The following is a 15,898-nucleotide window of genomic DNA, read 5'->3' on the forward strand; positions in this document are numbered from 1 at the left end:
AGTCGGGAATGTTCAAACATGCAGGCGCACAAAAGGAAAGAGCGGACCCGAAGGCCCGCTCTCCCAATCAAGATCGTGTTCAGATTAGAACGCGAACTTCAGACCGAAGTCGCCGGTGGTGTCGCCGCCGAAGACCGACGCGATACCGCCAACCAGCGATGCGCCGCCGCCCAGGTCGTAGGAAGCACCCAGACCGTAGTTTTCCAGCTTGTCGTCGGTGATGGTACCAATGGTCGAGGTTGCACCCTTCAGACCTTCAAGGACGCGGTAGTAGGCTGCGACCGAGAACTGACCGAAGTCGCCGATGGCCGACACACCGTACTGGTCAGCGTCCTGGCTGCCCTGCGAGATCTGACCGTAAGCACCCTTCAGAGTGATGTTCGCGAAGGTCACATAGGCCTGACCGATCACCTGCTCGGTGTCTTCGCCCACGTTGGTGAAGATGTCGTAGTCGGTGCCGTCGATCGAGATCTGCACGGTACCGCCTTCAGGCAGGTATTCGTAGCCGAGGCCAACGCCCCACATGCCACCGTCCCAGCCGGCACCAACCGAGTATTCCTGGTCGTCCGACAGCGACAGACCCAGGGTCAGGCCTTCCCAGGCGTAGGTGTACAGAGCCGACGGATCGTTGGCGCCGAACAGGTACAGCATTTCGTTCTGGTCGAACAGACCCTGCAGCGAGATCATGGCCAGGTCGCCAACAACGGTCTCGGCTGCGCCGTCCACGTCACCCATTGCCAGGGTGCCGAAAGTGTCGGACGAGATGAAGACTTCGCCTTCGGTGCCGCTTTTGCCACCGATGGAGTTGTCTGCACGGATCGAGCCGCCAAAGGTCATGCCGCCGTCGGTTTCACCCGAAGCTGCGAACTTGATGCGGATCCGGCTGTTGAACTGCCAGTTCTGCTCTTCGCCGTAGTTGTCGACACGTGCGAATGCGTCATCGTAGTAGACAACACCCATACGGCCGTCGCCCGAAACTTTGACATCTGCGGCTGCGATACCCGCGGTTACGACCAGTGCGGTCGAGGCAAGAAGAATCTTTTTCATCGGTTCCCTCGTAGATAAAGGTGGTCCTCAAATCGGGAGCACCCGTTTGAGCTGGACCCTATCTCTCGCTTTCCGCCGCCCAAAACAAGAAGCACCGAAAGCAACCGCAAATCATGATCCCGAATTGGTGCAGCTTTGCCACAGTGAAACCGGCGCCGCGGCGGTACGGCAAGCGGATGCTGCGGCCTTTGGCTTGTCCGCGGCAAGGGGGTCGGCTAGGGATTGCAGGACATCAGGATCAGGAACGACGCGCATGACCTTTAAACCCAGTCGCCCCTTGCTGTGCACGGTATTGATCTGTGCCGGGCTGGCATCCTGTGGCCCGACCGGGCAGCAGGTGACCGAGGTGCCTCTGGCCGGGGATGATCCGGTGCCCGACTCGACCCTGTGGGACCTGTTCCAGAATGTCGACGACCCCAATGTCACGCTGGAAGTGAACCGCTACCTGTGGACCGCCGCGCTGGAGGTGCTGGACTTCATGCCGGTCGAGGCCTCGGATCCGTTTTCCGGCGTCATCGTGATGGGCTATGGCACACCGCCCGGCGGCAGCCGCGCCTATCGCGCCACCGTCTATGTGCAGGACCCGGCGCTGGATGCCCGGTCGCTGAACCTGGCGTTGTCGTCACGCTCGGGCCCGGCTTCGCCGGACACCGTGCGCGCGGTGGAAGACGCGATCCTGACCCACGCCCGTATGCTGCGCATCCGCGACCAGAACCTGTAACGCCGGTTTCGGGGCGGCAGCGTCCGGCCGGTGTGACCAAGACCAAGAATCAGAAAGATCAGCCCATGTCGCGATACGACGCCGCCACCATCGAAGCAAAATGGCAGCAGGCCTGGGACGAGGCCGAGGTGTTCCGGGCCAAGGCCGACCCGGGCCGTCCCAAGTATTACGTGCTCGAGATGTTCCCCTACCCCTCGGGCGCGCTGCACATGGGCCATGTGCGCAACTACGCCATGGGCGACGTGGTGGCGCGCTACAAGGCGGCGCAGGGATTCTCGGTGATGCATCCGATGGGCTGGGACGCCTTCGGCCTGCCGGCGGAAAACGCCGCTATGGAGCGCAAGATCCATCCCGGCGAATGGACCTATGCCAATATCGCCAACATGAAGCAGCAATTCGCCAGCCTCGGGCTGTCGCTGGACTGGTCGCGCGAATTCGCCACCTGCGATCCCGAATACTATGGCCAGCAGCAGGCGCTGTTCATCGACTTCCTCGACAAGGGTCTGGTGTATCGCAAGAACGCGGTGGTGAACTGGGATCCGGTGGACATGACCGTTCTGGCCAACGAGCAGGTGGAAAACGGGCGCGGCTGGCGCTCGGGCGCGCTGGTCGAGCGCAAGGAGCTGACGCAGTGGTTCTTCCGCATCTCGGAGCATTCCGAGGAATTGCTCACCGCGCTGGACGGGCTGACCGACTGGCCCGAGAAGGTGCGCACCATGCAGGCCAACTGGATCGGCCGAAGCCAGGGCCTGAAGTTCGCCTTCGACCTGACCGCGCCCGCCGGCGGGCAGGAGAAGATCGAGGTCTTCACCACCCGGCCCGACACGCTGATGGGGGCCAGCTTCGTCGGCATTTCGCCCGACCATCCGCTGGCCCGTGCGCTGGAAGCCGAGAACCCCGAAATCGCCGCCTTCTGTGCCGAATGCCGGCGCATGGGCACCTCGGAGGCGGATCTGGAAACCGCCGAGAAGAAAGGCTTCGACACAGGGTTGAAGGCACGCCACCCCCTTGATCCGTCTTGGGAATTGCCGGTCTGGATCGCCAATTTCATCCTGATGGACTATGGCACCGGCGCGGTCTTTGCCTGCCCGGCCCATGACCAGCGCGATTTCGAGTTCTCGCGCAAATACGGCCTGCCGATCAAATCGGTCTTCGTGCCCGCCGATGCGCCCGCGGAGGCCGGGCCTGAGTATTTGGACCAAGAAAAAGAAGCATTCGTGCCCGCGAAAACCGAAGCTGTGCGTTATGTCATGGCTTTCGCGGGCGATCCGAAAACCGGCGAGGAAGGAGTTGCAGCGGCCATCGCGGCGGCGGAATCCGCCGGATGGGGCGAGGGCGTGACCCAGTTCCGGCTGCGCGACTGGGGGCTGTCGCGGCAGCGCTACTGGGGCTGTCCGATCCCGGTGGTGCATTGCGAGACCTGCGGCGTGGTGCCGGAGAAAAAGGAAAACCTGCCGGTCCGCCTACCCGAGGATGTCAGTTTCGACAAGCCCGGCAATCCGCTGGACCGGCATCCGACCTGGCGCGATGTGCCCTGCCCCGCCTGCGGCGCGCCCGCCAAGCGCGAAACGGACACCATGGACACCTTTGTGGACAGTTCATGGTATTACGCGCGGTTCACCTCGCCGGGGGCGGTGACGCCCACCGACCGGGCCGAGGCGGACTACTGGATGAACGTCGACCAGTATATCGGCGGCATCGAACACGCGATTCTGCATCTGCTGTATTCGCGGTTCTTCGCTCGCGCCATGGCGATCTGCGGGCATCTGCCTGACAGCGCGAAGGAGCCGTTCAACGCGCTGTTCACGCAAGGCATGGTCACCCATGAGATCTATCAGACCCGAGATGACCGGGGCCGCCCGGTTTATCACCTGCCGACAGATGTGCAGGACGGCAAGCTGGCGGATGGCACCGAGGTCGAGGTGATTCCCTCGGCCAAGATGTCCAAATCCAAGAAGAATGTCGTCGATCCGGTGGCCATCGTAGCCGGTTTCGGCGCCGACACAGCGCGCTGGTTCATGCTGTCCGACAGCCCGCCTGAGCGCGACGTGGAGTGGACCGCAGCCGGGGCCGAAAGCGCCTTCAAGCATCTGTCGCGGGTCTGGCGCATGGCCAGCGAGCTGGCCGCCCATGCCGAGGCCGGCGGCGAGATCGGCGACGACGATCTGGCTCGCGCCACCGCCCGTGCCATCCGCGACGTGACCGAGGGGATCGAGGGCTTTGCCTTCAACACTTCGGTGGCCAAGCTTTATGGGTTCACCAACACGCTGCACAAATCCAAGGCGCTCGAGGCCGACCGGGCCCGCGCGCTGCGGGTGATGGCGCAACTGATGTCGCCGATGACCCCGCATCTGGCCGAGGAAATCTGGTCGATGCTGAAGGGCGAAGGGCTTGTCGCGCAAGCCGCCTGGCCGAAGGCCGATCCGGCGCTGCTGGTCGAGGCCAATGTGACCCTGCCGATCCAGATCAACGGCAAGCGCAAGGCCGAGATCTCGGTCGCCAAGGACATGCCCAAGGCCGAGATCGAGGCCGTGGTGCTGGCCCATGAGGCGGTGCTGAAGGCCCTGGCCGGCGGCGCGCCAAAAAAGCTGATCGTGGTGCCGGGGCGCATCGTCAATGTGGTGGTCTGAGACCAGCCCCGGGCCGACAAGGCGCGGCACTCTGGCCGCGCTGGCGGCGGTTCTTGTGGCCTCGGCCTGTGAATTCACGCCGGTTTACGCGCCTGGCGGACAGGGCGCGGCCCTGTCGGGCAACGTCGATGTGGCCTTCCAGAACGGCAATGTGGAGTTTTCTCTGGGGCAGGCGTTGCAGGATCGGCTGGGGCCGCCGCAATCGCCGCGCTACCGGCTGAGCTATACCCTGCGCACCCGCTCCGAACGGGTGGCGATCACCACCGCGCAAAGCACCAACCAGTTCAACCTGATCGGCGTGGCGACCTATCAGCTGGTCGACACTTCGACCGGCGGCGTTGCCATGTCGGGGCGGGTGGACGGGTTTTCCAGCTACAACTCGTCGGGCATTTCGGTGTCCACGCAGGCGGCCGAGCGTGACGGCTATGACCGCCTGACGGTGATCCTGGCCGACAAGATCATGTCGCGCCTGATCGCCGGGCCGGAGTTGTCGCGGTGAAACTATCTGCACGGGATGCGGCCGGGTATTTTGCCCGCCCGGACCCGAAGAAGGCGGGGCTGCTGATCTATGGTCCCGACGCCATGCGCGTGGCGCTGAAACGCCAGCAGGTCATCGCCGCGCTTGTGGGGCCTGAAGGCGAGGCCGAGATGCGGCTGACCCGGCTGGCCCCCGGCGATCTGCGCGGCGATCCGGCGGCGCTGGGGGATGCGACCCGCGCGGCGGGGTTCTTTCCCGGCCCGCGCGTGGTCTTCGTGGACATGGCCCCCGACAGTCTGGCCGGTGCCGTGACATCCGCGCTGGAGGCCTGGCAGCCCGGCGATGCGCAGATCGTCGTGACCGCCGGCAACCTGAAAAAATCCTCGGCCCTGCGCAAGCTGTTCGAGACGCACAAGTCGGTCTATGCAGCAGCGGTCTATGCCGATCCACCCAACCGCGTTGAGATCGAGGCTGCACTGGCGCAGGCCGGGCTGCGGGATCTGCCGCGCGCGGCGATGGACGATCTGGTGGCGCTGGCCGAAACCCTCGACCCCGGCGATTTCGCCCAGAACGTGGAAAAACTGGCGCTGTACAAGCTGAACGATCCCGCGCCGGTCAGCGGCGAGGATATTGCCGCCATCGCCCCCCTGTCCACCGAGGCCGAAGTCGATCAGCTTCTGGCGGTGGTGGCGGGCGGACGCGCCGATGCGCTGGCCACCACACTGCGGCGGCTGAAGGATCAGGGCGTCGCGCCGGTGACCCTGTGCATCGGGGCGCTGATGCATTTCCGTACCCTGCACATGATCGCCGCCCATCCCGGCGGCGTGTCCGAGGGCGTCGCCCGGCTGCGGCCGCCGCTGTTCGGCCCGCGCCGCAACGCCATGCAGCGGCAGGCCCAGCACTGGGGGGCCGCACGGCTGGAAGAGGCGCTGGCGGTGCTGGTTGAAACCGATCTGGCGCTGCGCGCGGCCGGGGCCACGGCGCCGCAGGCCGCATTGATGGAACGGGCCCTGTTCCGTCTGACATATCTGGGGAGACGTTGAACCATGTACACCGTGATCGGACTGCCGCGCACCCGCACCTTCCGCGTGATCTGGATGCTGGAGGAAGCGGGGCTGGACTATGATCTGATCCCGGCGCCGCCGCAATCGGACCGGGTCGTCGCCCACAACGATCTGGGCAAGGTACCGATCCTTCTGGTCGAGGGCGAGCCGCTGACCGACAGCACCGCGATCCTGAACTTTCTGTCCGACCGGCACGAGGTTCTGACCTATCCTGCAGGCTCGATGGAGCGCGCCCGCCAGGACGGGCTGACGCATTTCCTGCTGGACCAGTTCGATGCGGCGCTGTGGACCGCCGCGCGGCACAGTTTCATCCTGCCTGAGGAACACCGGATGCCCGCCATCAAGGACAGCCTGCGGTGGGAGATGCGACGCTCGGCCAAGGCGCTGGCGCGGCGCATCGGCGACGGTCCCTGCCTGATGGGCGAGGTTCTGACCGTCCCTGACATCCTTGCCGCCCATTGCCTGAACTGGGCCAATGTGGCGAAATTCGACCTGAACCTGCCGGAGCTGGACGATTATCTGGCGCGGATGCAGGCGCGACCGGCCTACAAGGCGGCGGTGGCGCGCGGGCAGGCGGCACTCAACTCAGACGCGGGCTGATCTCGACGCTTGCGTCCAGCGTTCCGCCCGACAGCCACGCCGCGGCGGCGCGTCCGGCGTGACGCCCCGTGGCAAGACAGCCGGTCAGCAGATAGCCGCCGGTGGGCGCTTCCCAGTCCAGCATTTCCCCGGCGCAGAAGGTGCCGGGACGGGCCGTCAGCATCAGCCCGTCGTCCAGGGCTGCACGCGGCACGCCCCCGGCTGTGGATATCGCCTCGTCCAGCGGGCGCAGACCGGTGTGGGCTATGGGCAGTGCCTTGAGGCAGCGCGCCAGCGCCTCGGGAGTGTCGGGCAGCGGGCGGCCGAACTCCTGCAACAGGGCCAGCCGTGCGGGATCCAGCTTCAGGCTCTTGCGCAGATGGGCGGCCACCGTGGCCTTGCCGCGCGGGCGCGCCAGTCTTTCGGTGATCCACGCCGCCGTGCGATCGGGCAGAAGATCGACGTGAAGCCGGGCTCCCGCCCGCATCTGCGGACTGAGCGGATAGACCCCGCCGCCTTCCAGCCCGCGCGCCGAGATCACGAATTCGCCGCGCGACAGCACCGGTCCGGCGCGCAGGGCCGCGCCCTTCACCGGGGTGCCGAAATGGCGGGACATATGCGGCGACCAATGGATGCAGATGCCGGCGTTGGCCGGGGCGAAGGGGGTCGGGGTCACGCCCGCACCCGCCAGAATCCCGGCCCAGGCACCGTCGGACCCCAGCCGCGCCCAGCTTGCCCCGCCAAGCGCCAGCACGGTCGCATCCGCCAGCACCCGGCGCGGCCCTTCGGGCGTGTCGAACAGCACCGCCGCGCCATCCCAACCGGTCCAACGCCAGCGCGTGCGCCTCTCGACCCCCAGCGCGCCCAGCCGCGCGGCCCAGGCCCGCACCAGCGGGGAGGCTTTCATCACCTTGGGAAACACCCGACCGGTGGAGCCGGTGAACACCGGCTGGCCCAGCCCGCGCGCCCAATCCTGCACCGCCTCGGGACCGAAGCCCGCCAGCAGCGGCGCCAGCCAGTCGGCGGCTGTGCCATAGGCGGCGAGGAACCGCGCCGGATCTTCGGCCTTGGTCAGGTTCAGCCCGGATTTGCCCGCCATCAGCAGCTTGCGCGCGATCGATGGTTTGGCCTCGACCAGCACCACGCGGTGGCCTGCCTGCGCAAGCACCTCGGCAGCCATCATCCCGGCCGGGCCCGCGCCGATGATCAGTGCCTCAACCTGCTCTTGTCCTGCGGCCACGATGCGCCATCCTTGCCCCATGACCGATCCGACCGAACCGCTGTGCCCGCTGTGCGGCCGCCCGATCCCGAAGGGGGTGCCGCAAAGCCGTCACCACCTGATCCCGAAGCTCAAAGGCGGCAAGGGAGGCCCGACGGTACTGTTGCACCAGATCTGCCATTCCGAAATTCACGCGACCCTGACAGAGGCCGAGCTGGCACGCAACTACAACACCGTCGAGGCCCTGCGCGGCCATCCCCGGCTGGCGAAATTCATCGGCTGGGTGGCCCGGCGGCCGCCTGATTTCAGGTCGCGCACGCCGGGGCCGCGGCGGCGGCGCCCGTAACCGGGATTTGGACTCCCGACGGGAAGGCTCCCGCCCCCTTCCGACCTGGCGGCCGCGAGGCGTTGGGCCGGGCGCCGCTGCGCGGCGCAGTTTGAGTATTTCCGCCAAGAAGAAGGGAATTGGCGCGCGCCGTCTCAGTCCGACAGGCTGGCCAGATAGGCATAGAGGTCGGCGGCTTCCTGTTCCTTGCGCACCCTGAAGGTCATCTTCGACCGCGCCGCACCATCGTCCAGCGTGGCGCGCAGATAGGCGGTGGGATCCTGCACGAATGCAGTGAAGTTGGCTTCGTCCCAGACCACCCCGGCTTCGCCCAGTTGCAGGGCCGGTGCGGAATACTTGAAGCCTTCGACCGTGCTGGCCGCGCGTCCGGCAACCCCGTAAAGGTTCGGGCCGGTGCTGGCCTTCTTACCCGCAAGCGTTTCGCCTGCGTCGTTCACCACCACATGGCAGGCGACACATTTGCGAAAGGCCTTTTCGCCGGTGGTAACATCGCCTTCGGCCAGCAGCGGTGTGGCGCACAGGGTCGCAAGGGCGGCAGCGACAAGGGGGGTGTTCATGGCGGGCTCCTTTCGGTGGGTGTCTGCACCGGTGTCCGGTGATCTGAGCCTTGAAATCGCGCGGATTCCGCCGGCGTTCAACACGACCTTGGGACCATGCCCCGCGTCGCGCCGCCCCTGTGTCATGATGCCTTCGTGCAAGATGCGCGACAACACGCTTACATCATTGCCAACAGCCCTCGCCAGACCCGCAGCCCGATCGCATCTGACCCAGACCGATGACAGACATGATTCCCGCCTGGGTAGACGGCACCCTGACGCCGGTCGAGAAGCTGGAGGTGCACAAGCGCGGTCTCCGGCACAAGGCCGTGTCGGTGTTCATCGTCGATGGGCAGAACATCCTGATCCAGCGCCGGGCGATGTCGAAATACCATACGCCGGGGCTGTGGGCGAACACCTGCTGCACCCATCCCAAATGGGGCGAAAGCCCCGCCGATTGCGCCGTGCGCCGCCTGAAGGAAGAACTGGGCATCACCGGCATCTACCCGGCCAAGCGCGACCGCGTGGAATACCGCGCGCAGGTGGGCAACGGCATGATCGAGCACGAGGAGGTCGACATCTTCATGGCCACCGCCTCGAAAAGCCTGAAGGTCACGCCCAATCCGCACGAGGTGATGCAGGTGGAATGGATCGGCCTCTATGACCTGATGGCCGAGGTTGCCCGCCGCCCGGCGCGGTTCACGCCATGGCTGCGGATCTATCTGGAAAAGCACTCCGACACGATCTTCGGATCGATGCTGCGGGTCTGAGGCCAAGGCGCCGGAGCCACCACCTGGCAGGTCCGGCTATGGTCAGGGTCCGGCCCGAAGGACCACGCTCACCGGAACCGCAGATTGTCGCGGCTCAACTCGGACACCGAGGTGCAGCCCATCAGCCGCATGCCGCGCTCAAGCTCGGCCTTCATCAGGCCGAGCGCGCGCTCGACCCCCGGCTGCCCGGCCGCGGCCAGCGGATACAGGTAGAACCTGCCGCCGCCGACGGCCTTGGCGCCCAGCGACAGCGCCTTGAGCACATGGGTGCCGCGCTGGATGCCGCTGTCCATGATGACGTCGATCTCATCGCCCACCGCATCCACAATCTCTGACAATTGGTCGAACGGTGTGCGCGAGCCGTCCAGCTGCCGCCCGCCGTGGTTCGACAGGATGATGCCGGTGCAGCCGATCTCGACCGCGCGCCGGGCGTCGGCCACCGACATGATGCCCTTCAGGCAGAACTGCCCGTCCCAGTCGCGCACCATTTCGGCCACGTCATCCCAGGTCATCGTCGGGTCCAGCATGTCGGTGAAATAGCTGCCGATCGACTTGGCGCCGCCGCTCATGTCCACGTGATCATCCAGTTGCGGCAGCTTGAAGCTTTCGTGGGTGACATAGTTGATGCCCCACATGGGCTTGCGCGCGAATTCGTACATGCCGTTCAGAGTCAGTTTGAACGGAATCGAGAACCCGGTGCGCAGGTCGCGTTCGCGGTTGCCGCCGGTGATGCTGTCCACGGTCAGCATCATCACCTCGACCCCGGCCGCCTTGGCGCGATCCATCATCACCTTGTTCAGCCCGCGATCCTTGTGGAAATAGAACTGATAGACCTGCGGGGTGTCGTGCTTCTTGCGCAGCTCCTCGAGGCTGACGGTGCCCAGCGACGAGACCCCGAACATGGTGCCGTATTTCGCCGCCGCCGCCGCCACGGCGCGCTCGCCCTCGTGGTGGAACAGGCGTTGCAGTGCCGTGGGCGAACAATAGAAGGGCATCGCCAGTTTCTGCCCCATCACCGTCACCGACAGATCCACGTCGCCAACCCCGCGCAGCACGTTGGGCACCAGATCGCAGGTTTCGATGCTGCTGGTGTTCTGGCGCAGCGTCACCTCATCGTCGGCGCCGCCGTCGATATAGTTAAAGATCGGCCCCGGCAGCCGGCGCTTGGCCAGCTTTCGGAAGTCGTGAAAATTATGACATTGGTTCAGACCCATTCGGCGCTCCTCTTCCGGGGCCGGACCCGCCGCCCCTGCGGGGATTCCGTGACTCCGTCGTACTGGTAACTTTAATTTACCAATTTTACCGAAAAAGCCAGCGCGAAACCTGCCACTGGGTCAGTTTGCCCGAATCCGTCCCCCAAAACGCACACCGGCGCCGGCGCGAAGGTCGCGCGGCGCCGGTCGGGCAGCAAGTCAGGGGCTTGGCGCGCGCGCTATTCGGCGGCGGATTGATCCGCGCGGCGGGCGTTGCGGGCCCGTTCGGAGGCGGATTTGAGCTGCCCGCAGGCCGCCATGATATCCTCGCCACGCGGGGTGCGGATCGGGCTGGCGTAGCCGGCCTTGTAGATGATGTCGGCGAAGGCCCGGATGCGGTTGTTCGACGACCGCTTGTAGGGCGCACCGGGCCATTCGTTGAAGGGGATCAGGTTGATCTTGGCCGGGATGCCCTCGATCAATTTGATCAAACGGCGGGCGTCTTCGTCGCTGTCGTTCACCCCTTGCAGCATCACGTATTCAAAGGTGATCCGCTCGGAATTGCTGAGCTTGGGATAGGCGCGCAGGCTGTCCAGAAGCTCGGCGATGTTCCATTTCTTGTTGATCGGCACCAGCCGGTCGCGCACCTCGTCGGTGGTGGCATGGAAGCTGATCGCCAGCATGCAGCCGATTTCCTCGGCGGTGCGGGCGATCTCGGGCACCACGCCGCTGGTGGACAGGGTGATGCGGCGACGGCTCAGGCTGATGCCCTCGGGATCCATGGCGATCTTCATGGCGTCGCGCACGGCTTCGAAATTGTACAGCGGTTCGCCCATGCCCATCAGCACGATGTTGGACAGCAGCCGCGTTTCATCCTTGGGATTGCGACCCGGTTCCGGCCATTCGCCCAGATCGTCGCGCGCCAGCAGGATCTGGCCGACGATCTCGCCCGGCGTCAGATTGCGCACCAGCTTTTGCGTGCCGGTGTGGCAGAACGAACAGGTCAGGGTGCAGCCGACCTGGCTGGACACGCACAGGGTGCCGCGATCTTCCTCGGGGATATAGACGGTCTCGACCTCATGTCCCCCGGCGATGCGGACAAGGTATTTCCGGGTGCCGTCGTCCGACACCTGCTTGCTGACGATCTCGGGCACCTCGACCACGAAGTTCTCGGCCAGCAGCGCGCGATAGGGTTTCGCCAGATTGGTCATCAGGTCGAAGTCGCGCGCACCCTTCTGATAGATCCACTGCCAGACCTGGTTCATCCGCATCTTGCCCTGACGCTCGGGCGTGCCGGCAACCACCAGCGCCTCTTGCAGGGCCGGACGGGTCAGGCCGACAAGGTTCATCTTGCCGTCCTGCGGCAGCTTGCGCGGCAGGGTCAGAACGTCTTGCGTGATGGGCGCGGTGGCGGTCATGGCGGATCTTTCGGACAGGGCAGACCGCTACATAGCGCCTCACAGCGGTTTTGAAAAGTATCCACAGGCTAACGCCCCCAAACCTGTGTGCAGGGGCGACAGGGTCAAGGGCCGGGATACGCGATCAGCCGCCGCAGCGGGTCATCGCGTCGTCGTAAGCGGCGGTAAAGCCGATCAGCGAGAAAGTGTCCTTGGTGGTGGTGCCGCGCGACGACCGTCCGGTGATCACCGCCTCGACGCCCCGCTTCAGGGCGGTGGCGATGCGGCGATCATCCTCGGGCGTGGCCGCCCAGGCCATTTCGCCATCGGTGAACAGCTCGAATTTCGAATCACCCACCTGCATGGCCACGGTCGAGCCCGGCGCGAAAGGATAGCCGCCCTGGAAGGACACCTCGCCCAGCTTGTCGCTGCCCGGCCAGAACGACACGAACATGTAGATATCGCCACGGCGCACCGCCACGACGCGCCCGTCCCGCGTGTTCACCGTTTCCCTGGGGGCCGAGACAACCCAGCACTGTTTGGGGTCTTCCTCGGCAAAAATGCTCCAGTCCGACTTCGCCGCCACACGCGTGGCCTCGTTCTGCGCCATGGCCATGCTTGCGGCCATACAAAGGACCGCTGCCAGACCTGACCGGATCGCTGCGTTCATCACCCTTCGCCTCCAGCACTCTGCTTCGTACGGGGCGCGTTTGCCGGTTGACCCGGCCTGCCGGCCCCGTTTCCTCGCCGGTCAGCTTAACCAAAAGACTGCCCCCCCGAAAGAGCAATCGCGGGGATGTGAGCCGGTCTCAGCCGACAAATTCAGACCGGGCCACGCCTTGGATATAGAGCAGCGCCGTCAGATCGCCATGGTTGATCCGCAGGTCGCATTGCGCGGCAACCGACGGCTTGGCATGCAGCGCCACCCCGGCCCCGGCACGGCCCAGCATGCCAAGGTCGTTGGCGCCGTCGCCCACGGCCATCACCTGTGCTTCCGACAGGCCCAGACGGGCGGTGATGTCTTCCAGCGCGGCGATCTTGGCCTCGCGCCCCAGGATCGGCTGCACCGGCACGCCGGTCAGCTTGCCCCCTGCCACGCCCAGCACATTGGCGCGATGCTCGTCAAACCCCAGATCGGCGGCGACCTTTTCGGTGAAGGCCGTGAACCCGCCCGACACCAGCGCCGCATAGGCCCCGCGCGCCTTCATCGTCGCCACCAGCGCCTTGCCCCCGGCGGCCAGCGTGATGCGGTCGACATAGACCCGGTCGACAATCCCAGCGTCCAGCCCGGTCAGCAGGCCCAGACGCTCGGTCAGCGCTCCTTCGAAATCCAGCTCTCCGTTCATCGCCCGCGCGGTGATCTCGCTGACCCGGTCCCCGACCCCGGCCAGATCGGCCAGTTCGTCGATACATTCCTGATCGATCATGGTGCTGTCCATATCGGCCAGCAGCATCTTCTTCTCGCGCCCCGCCAGGGGCTGGCCCAGCATGTCGATGCGGCGCGTCTGAAGATCTTCCCAGACCTGCCAGAAGTTGTTGGGCAGGGCGGTTACCGTGAACTCCGCCGCCTCGCCTTCCGCCAGCCAGCGCGCTTCGCCGCCGCCCCAGGCATCGCGCAGCGCCTCGACCGTGGCGCGATCCAGCGCCGGGGCAGCGGGAGAGGTCAGAAGGGTGACAACTTGCATCGAAACGGCTCCATCCTTGGCTTGCCGCGCCATAGATCACGCACGGCCACGGCAGGCCAGAGGCCGTGTCGCGCAATTGGCCGGACTGTGGTGAAATGACGGCCTCTGACAAGCGCCAGTCGACACGCATGCGCTGCGGACACAGTGTCTGGAAAATTCAGCGTGCAACTTTAGTACTATTGCATGCGCAAACATTTTAATTTAGTTACCTAACATATCAGTCGCAAACCGGAGGCACCCATGCCGATTCCACGTATTACCTATGAAGCTCTGGTCAAGATCTGGGGCGAACGCCTCACCAGCACCTTCTACTCGCCCGTCAGCATCGTCCGTCGCTGAACCGCACGGGCCGAGTGTTGGCCCGTGACCTTGCGCCGCCTGACGCTTTGTCCGCGGCTGTCGTACCCCTGTCTTGATTGCGCTAACGGCGCCGAAACAGGGGAACCGCCATGAAATTGGGAATCGTTGGCGCGGGAATGGTGGGATCCACCGCCGCCTATGCCGTGGCCCTGATGGGCCATGTTTCCGAAATCGTCCTGGTCGATCAGAACGCGGCCCTTGCGCGCGCGCAGGCCGACGATATTGCCCACGCCATGCCCTTTGCCGCCGCCACGCAGGTGCGCTCGGGCGGCTATGCCGATCTGGCCGGCGCCTCTGTCATCATCATCGCCGCCGGCGTGTCACAGAAACCCGGCGAGACACGGCTTGATCTGCTCGGCCGCAATGCCGCCGTGTTTCGTGCCGTGCTGTCCGAAACCATGACCGTCGCACCGCAGGCAATCCTGCTGGTGGCCACCAATCCGGTGGACGTGATGACCGGCATCACCGCGCGATTGACCGGCCAGCCCCCCGCGCGCGTCATCGGTTCCGGCACCACGCTCGACAGCGCCCGCTTCCGCGATCTTCTGGCCCGCGCCCTGAATGTGGCGCCGCGCTCGGTCCATGCCTATGTGCTGGGCGAACATGGCGACAGCGAGGTTCTGGCCTGGTCCTCGGCCCGCGTCGGCGCCCTGACGCTGGATGCCGCCGCCGCCCAGACCGGCCGCCCGCTGACCTTAGAGATCCGGGAAAAGATCGACACCGGCGTCCGCCGCGCCGCCTATGCCATCATCGAAGGCAAGGGTGCGACCTATCACGGCATCGGCGCGGCGCTGGCCCGACTGGTGGCCGCGATCAACGGCAACGAACGCTCGGTCCATTCTGTGTCCACCATGACCACGCAGATCGTCGGCGTCCACGGCGTGCCCCTGTCGCTGCCCCGCGTTCTGGGCCGCGACGGGGTCGAGGCGGAACTGGTGCCCGACCTCGACACAAGCGAACAGGCCGCGCTGGCCGACAGCGCCCGCCTGCTGAAACAGACGCTGGAATCGGTGCCGCTGCAGCCGCTCTGAGGCGCTATTGCGCGTCCGGCAGCGGCGGCAAGGTCCGCAGATACATCACGATGGCATCCAGGTCGGTCTCGCTCATCCGCGCATAATACGGATAGCCCATGGGCGGCTTCATCGGCGACCCGTCGGGCCGCACCCCCTGCGAGATCATCGCCTTGATCTCGGCATCGCTGTAATTCGCCAAGCCATCCGCGTGGCTGGTCAGATTGGCCGCGACCGAGACGCCCCAGGGCCCCTCCCAGGCATGGCCGCCGCCGCCAAGGTTGCCCGCGATGTCCGGGCGTCCGTCCTTCAGCGAATGGCATTCGATGCAATGCGCCACCGGCCCCGCCAGATAGGCGCCATATTCCACCGACACCTCTGGCGCCATCTCCGCCACACTGTCGATGGGCGGCCCATAGGCGGGCGGCAGATCGAAGGGATACTCGGTGGCCTTGAACGGGGTTTCGACCGGCTCCAGCGTGCGGACATAGGCCACGATGGCGGCCAGATCGGAATCGCTCAACTGCCGGTACAGACCGATGGGCATCGGCGGACCGATCACCGATCCGTCGGGCCGGATGCCCTCGCGGATCGCGCGGGCCAGCTCCGCGTCACTCCAATCCGCAATGCGGCTGGCCGGGGTGATGTTCGGTACCTGCGCCACGAAGCCGTGCTCGGGAATCTCCGCGCCGCCATAGGCCGGCGCCCCCGGCATCGGCGCGGTGTGACAGTTGCCGCAGGCCGCCGGCCCCTCGACAAGATAGGCGCCGCGTTCCACCGGCGTTTCGGCCATCGCGCCCGAGATCGGAAGAACGGCCCCCAATACTCCAAAAATCTGCTTCAACATCTCATTTCTCCCCTTA

Annotated in this window: 16 protein-coding genes; 8 read left to right on the plus strand and 8 right to left on the minus strand. The window is 65.8% G+C overall.

The window, feature by feature from the left end; all coding sequences use genetic code 11:
- Positions 1-84: 84 nt before the first annotated feature.
- On the minus strand, positions 85-1,047 hold the full coding sequence (locus tag AB0T83_RS04615; RefSeq protein ID WP_366191873.1) for a porin: 963 nt from the start codon (positions 1,045-1,047) through the stop codon (positions 85-87).
- 253 nt (positions 1,048-1,300) lie between these two features.
- On the opposite strand from AB0T83_RS04615, the gene AB0T83_RS04620 reads away from it, so the two are divergent.
- The 5 genes from AB0T83_RS04620 (at position 1,301) to AB0T83_RS04640 (ending at position 6,540) form a co-directional block, all read left to right on the plus strand.
- The gene (locus AB0T83_RS04620; RefSeq protein ID WP_366191874.1) at positions 1,301-1,768 is read left to right on the plus strand and encodes a DUF3576 domain-containing protein; all 468 of its coding nucleotides are present in this window, start codon (positions 1,301-1,303) and stop codon (positions 1,766-1,768) included.
- 65 nt (positions 1,769-1,833) lie between these two features.
- Positions 1,834-4,398 carry a leucine--tRNA ligase gene (gene leuS / locus AB0T83_RS04625; protein ID WP_366191875.1) on the plus strand — a complete coding sequence of 855 codons (2,565 nt, stop codon included), beginning with the start codon at positions 1,834-1,836 and terminating at the stop codon, positions 4,396-4,398.
- Positions 4,385-4,897: an LPS assembly lipoprotein LptE gene (gene lptE / locus AB0T83_RS04630; RefSeq protein ID WP_366191876.1), complete on the plus strand. Its 513-nt coding sequence runs from the start codon at positions 4,385-4,387 to the stop codon at positions 4,895-4,897. Before leuS ends, lptE begins: the two co-directional genes overlap by 14 nt.
- A complete protein-coding gene (holA, locus tag AB0T83_RS04635) occupies positions 4,894-5,919 on the plus strand; it encodes a DNA polymerase III subunit delta (RefSeq protein WP_366191877.1) in 1,026 nt (341 codons plus the stop codon). The genes lptE and holA overlap by 4 nt, the downstream gene beginning before the upstream one ends.
- 3 nt (positions 5,920-5,922) lie before the next feature.
- A complete protein-coding gene (locus tag AB0T83_RS04640; protein ID WP_366191878.1) occupies positions 5,923-6,540 on the plus strand; it encodes a glutathione S-transferase family protein in 618 nt (205 codons plus the stop codon).
- Here AB0T83_RS04640 and AB0T83_RS04645 read toward each other — a convergent pair.
- A complete protein-coding gene (locus tag AB0T83_RS04645) occupies positions 6,521-7,759 on the minus strand; it encodes a TIGR03862 family flavoprotein (RefSeq protein WP_366191879.1) in 1,239 nt (412 codons plus the stop codon). The two genes, AB0T83_RS04640 and AB0T83_RS04645, sit on opposite strands and share 20 nt — an antisense overlap.
- Positions 7,760-7,778: 19 nt before the next feature.
- Here AB0T83_RS04645 and AB0T83_RS04650 point away from each other — a divergent pair, with 19 nt between their 5' ends.
- Entirely contained in the window at positions 7,779-8,084 is a 306-nt protein-coding gene (locus AB0T83_RS04650; RefSeq protein WP_366191880.1) for an HNH endonuclease, read from the plus strand.
- A gap of 134 nt (positions 8,085-8,218) precedes the next feature.
- Here AB0T83_RS04650 and AB0T83_RS04655 read toward each other — a convergent pair whose 3' ends face one another.
- On the minus strand, positions 8,219-8,641 hold the full coding sequence (locus AB0T83_RS04655) for a c-type cytochrome (RefSeq protein ID WP_366191881.1): 423 nt from the start codon (positions 8,639-8,641) through the stop codon (positions 8,219-8,221).
- A 218-nt stretch (positions 8,642-8,859) separates the two neighbouring features.
- Between AB0T83_RS04655 and idi the strand changes: the two genes are divergently transcribed.
- A complete protein-coding gene (idi, locus tag AB0T83_RS04660; protein ID WP_366191882.1) occupies positions 8,860-9,390 on the plus strand; it encodes an isopentenyl-diphosphate Delta-isomerase in 531 nt (176 codons plus the stop codon).
- 68 nt (positions 9,391-9,458) lie between these two features.
- On the opposite strand, the gene AB0T83_RS04665 is transcribed toward idi, so the two are convergent.
- The 4 genes from AB0T83_RS04665 to serB all read right to left on the minus strand — a co-directional run bounded on the left by AB0T83_RS04665 (position 9,459) and on the right by serB (position 13,665).
- Positions 9,459-10,604: an alpha-hydroxy acid oxidase gene (locus AB0T83_RS04665; RefSeq protein ID WP_366191883.1), complete on the minus strand. Its 1,146-nt coding sequence runs from the start codon at positions 10,602-10,604 to the stop codon at positions 9,459-9,461.
- A 218-nt stretch (positions 10,605-10,822) separates the two neighbouring features.
- Positions 10,823-12,001, minus strand: a complete 1,179-nt coding sequence (gene rlmN, locus AB0T83_RS04670; protein ID WP_366191884.1) for a dual-specificity RNA methyltransferase RlmN — start codon at positions 11,999-12,001, stop codon at positions 10,823-10,825.
- A gap of 124 nt (positions 12,002-12,125) precedes the next feature.
- Positions 12,126-12,650 carry an invasion associated locus B family protein gene (locus AB0T83_RS04675; RefSeq protein WP_435891139.1) on the minus strand — a complete coding sequence of 175 codons (525 nt, stop codon included), beginning with the start codon at positions 12,648-12,650 and terminating at the stop codon, positions 12,126-12,128.
- Positions 12,651-12,789: 139 nt separating this feature from the next.
- On the minus strand, positions 12,790-13,665 hold the full coding sequence (gene serB, locus AB0T83_RS04680; RefSeq protein WP_366191885.1) for a phosphoserine phosphatase SerB: 876 nt from the start codon (positions 13,663-13,665) through the stop codon (positions 12,790-12,792).
- A gap of 449 nt (positions 13,666-14,114) precedes the next feature.
- Between serB and AB0T83_RS04685 the strand changes: the two genes are divergently transcribed.
- Positions 14,115-15,056 carry an L-lactate dehydrogenase gene (locus AB0T83_RS04685; RefSeq protein WP_366191886.1) on the plus strand — a complete coding sequence of 314 codons (942 nt, stop codon included), beginning with the start codon at positions 14,115-14,117 and terminating at the stop codon, positions 15,054-15,056.
- A gap of 4 nt (positions 15,057-15,060) precedes the next feature.
- On the opposite strand, the gene AB0T83_RS04690 is transcribed toward AB0T83_RS04685, so the two are convergent.
- Positions 15,061-15,882, minus strand: coding sequence for a c-type cytochrome (locus AB0T83_RS04690; protein WP_366191887.1), 822 nt, complete (start codon positions 15,880-15,882; stop codon positions 15,061-15,063).
- Positions 15,883-15,898: the final 16 nt, after the last annotated feature.

The organism is Meridianimarinicoccus marinus (assembly GCF_040689105.1).
GTDB classification, from domain to species: Bacteria; Pseudomonadota; Alphaproteobacteria; order Rhodobacterales; family Rhodobacteraceae; genus Meridianimarinicoccus; species Meridianimarinicoccus marinus.

What these genes read in the sequence shown, in the direction of transcription:
- AB0T83_RS04685 (WP_366191886.1), top strand. Translation starts at nt 14,115, where the DNA reads ATGAAATTGGGAATCGTTGGCGCGGGAATGGTGGGATCCACCGCCGCC.
- AB0T83_RS04665 (WP_366191883.1), bottom strand. Translation starts at nt 10,604, where the DNA reads ATGGGTCTGAACCAATGTCATAATTTTCACGACTTCCGAAAGCTGGCC.
- AB0T83_RS04655 (WP_366191881.1), bottom strand. Translation starts at nt 8,641, where the DNA reads ATGAACACCCCCCTTGTCGCTGCCGCCCTTGCGACCCTGTGCGCCACA.
- AB0T83_RS04620 (WP_366191874.1), top strand. Translation starts at nt 1,301, where the DNA reads ATGACCTTTAAACCCAGTCGCCCCTTGCTGTGCACGGTATTGATCTGT.
- lptE (WP_366191876.1), top strand. Translation starts at nt 4,385, where the DNA reads ATGTGGTGGTCTGAGACCAGCCCCGGGCCGACAAGGCGCGGCACTCTG.
- leuS (WP_366191875.1), top strand. Translation starts at nt 1,834, where the DNA reads ATGTCGCGATACGACGCCGCCACCATCGAAGCAAAATGGCAGCAGGCC.
- AB0T83_RS04650 (WP_366191880.1), top strand. Translation starts at nt 7,779, where the DNA reads ATGACCGATCCGACCGAACCGCTGTGCCCGCTGTGCGGCCGCCCGATC.
- AB0T83_RS04615 (WP_366191873.1), bottom strand. Translation starts at nt 1,047, where the DNA reads ATGAAAAAGATTCTTCTTGCCTCGACCGCACTGGTCGTAACCGCGGGT.
- idi (WP_366191882.1), top strand. Translation starts at nt 8,860, where the DNA reads ATGACAGACATGATTCCCGCCTGGGTAGACGGCACCCTGACGCCGGTC.
- AB0T83_RS04690 (WP_366191887.1), bottom strand. Translation starts at nt 15,882, where the DNA reads ATGTTGAAGCAGATTTTTGGAGTATTGGGGGCCGTTCTTCCGATCTCG.
- serB (WP_366191885.1), bottom strand. Translation starts at nt 13,665, where the DNA reads ATGCAAGTTGTCACCCTTCTGACCTCTCCCGCTGCCCCGGCGCTGGAT.
- AB0T83_RS04640 (WP_366191878.1), top strand. Translation starts at nt 5,923, where the DNA reads ATGTACACCGTGATCGGACTGCCGCGCACCCGCACCTTCCGCGTGATC.
- AB0T83_RS04675 (WP_435891139.1), bottom strand. Translation starts at nt 12,650, where the DNA reads ATGAACGCAGCGATCCGGTCAGGTCTGGCAGCGGTCCTTTGTATGGCC.
- rlmN (WP_366191884.1), bottom strand. Translation starts at nt 12,001, where the DNA reads ATGACCGCCACCGCGCCCATCACGCAAGACGTTCTGACCCTGCCGCGC.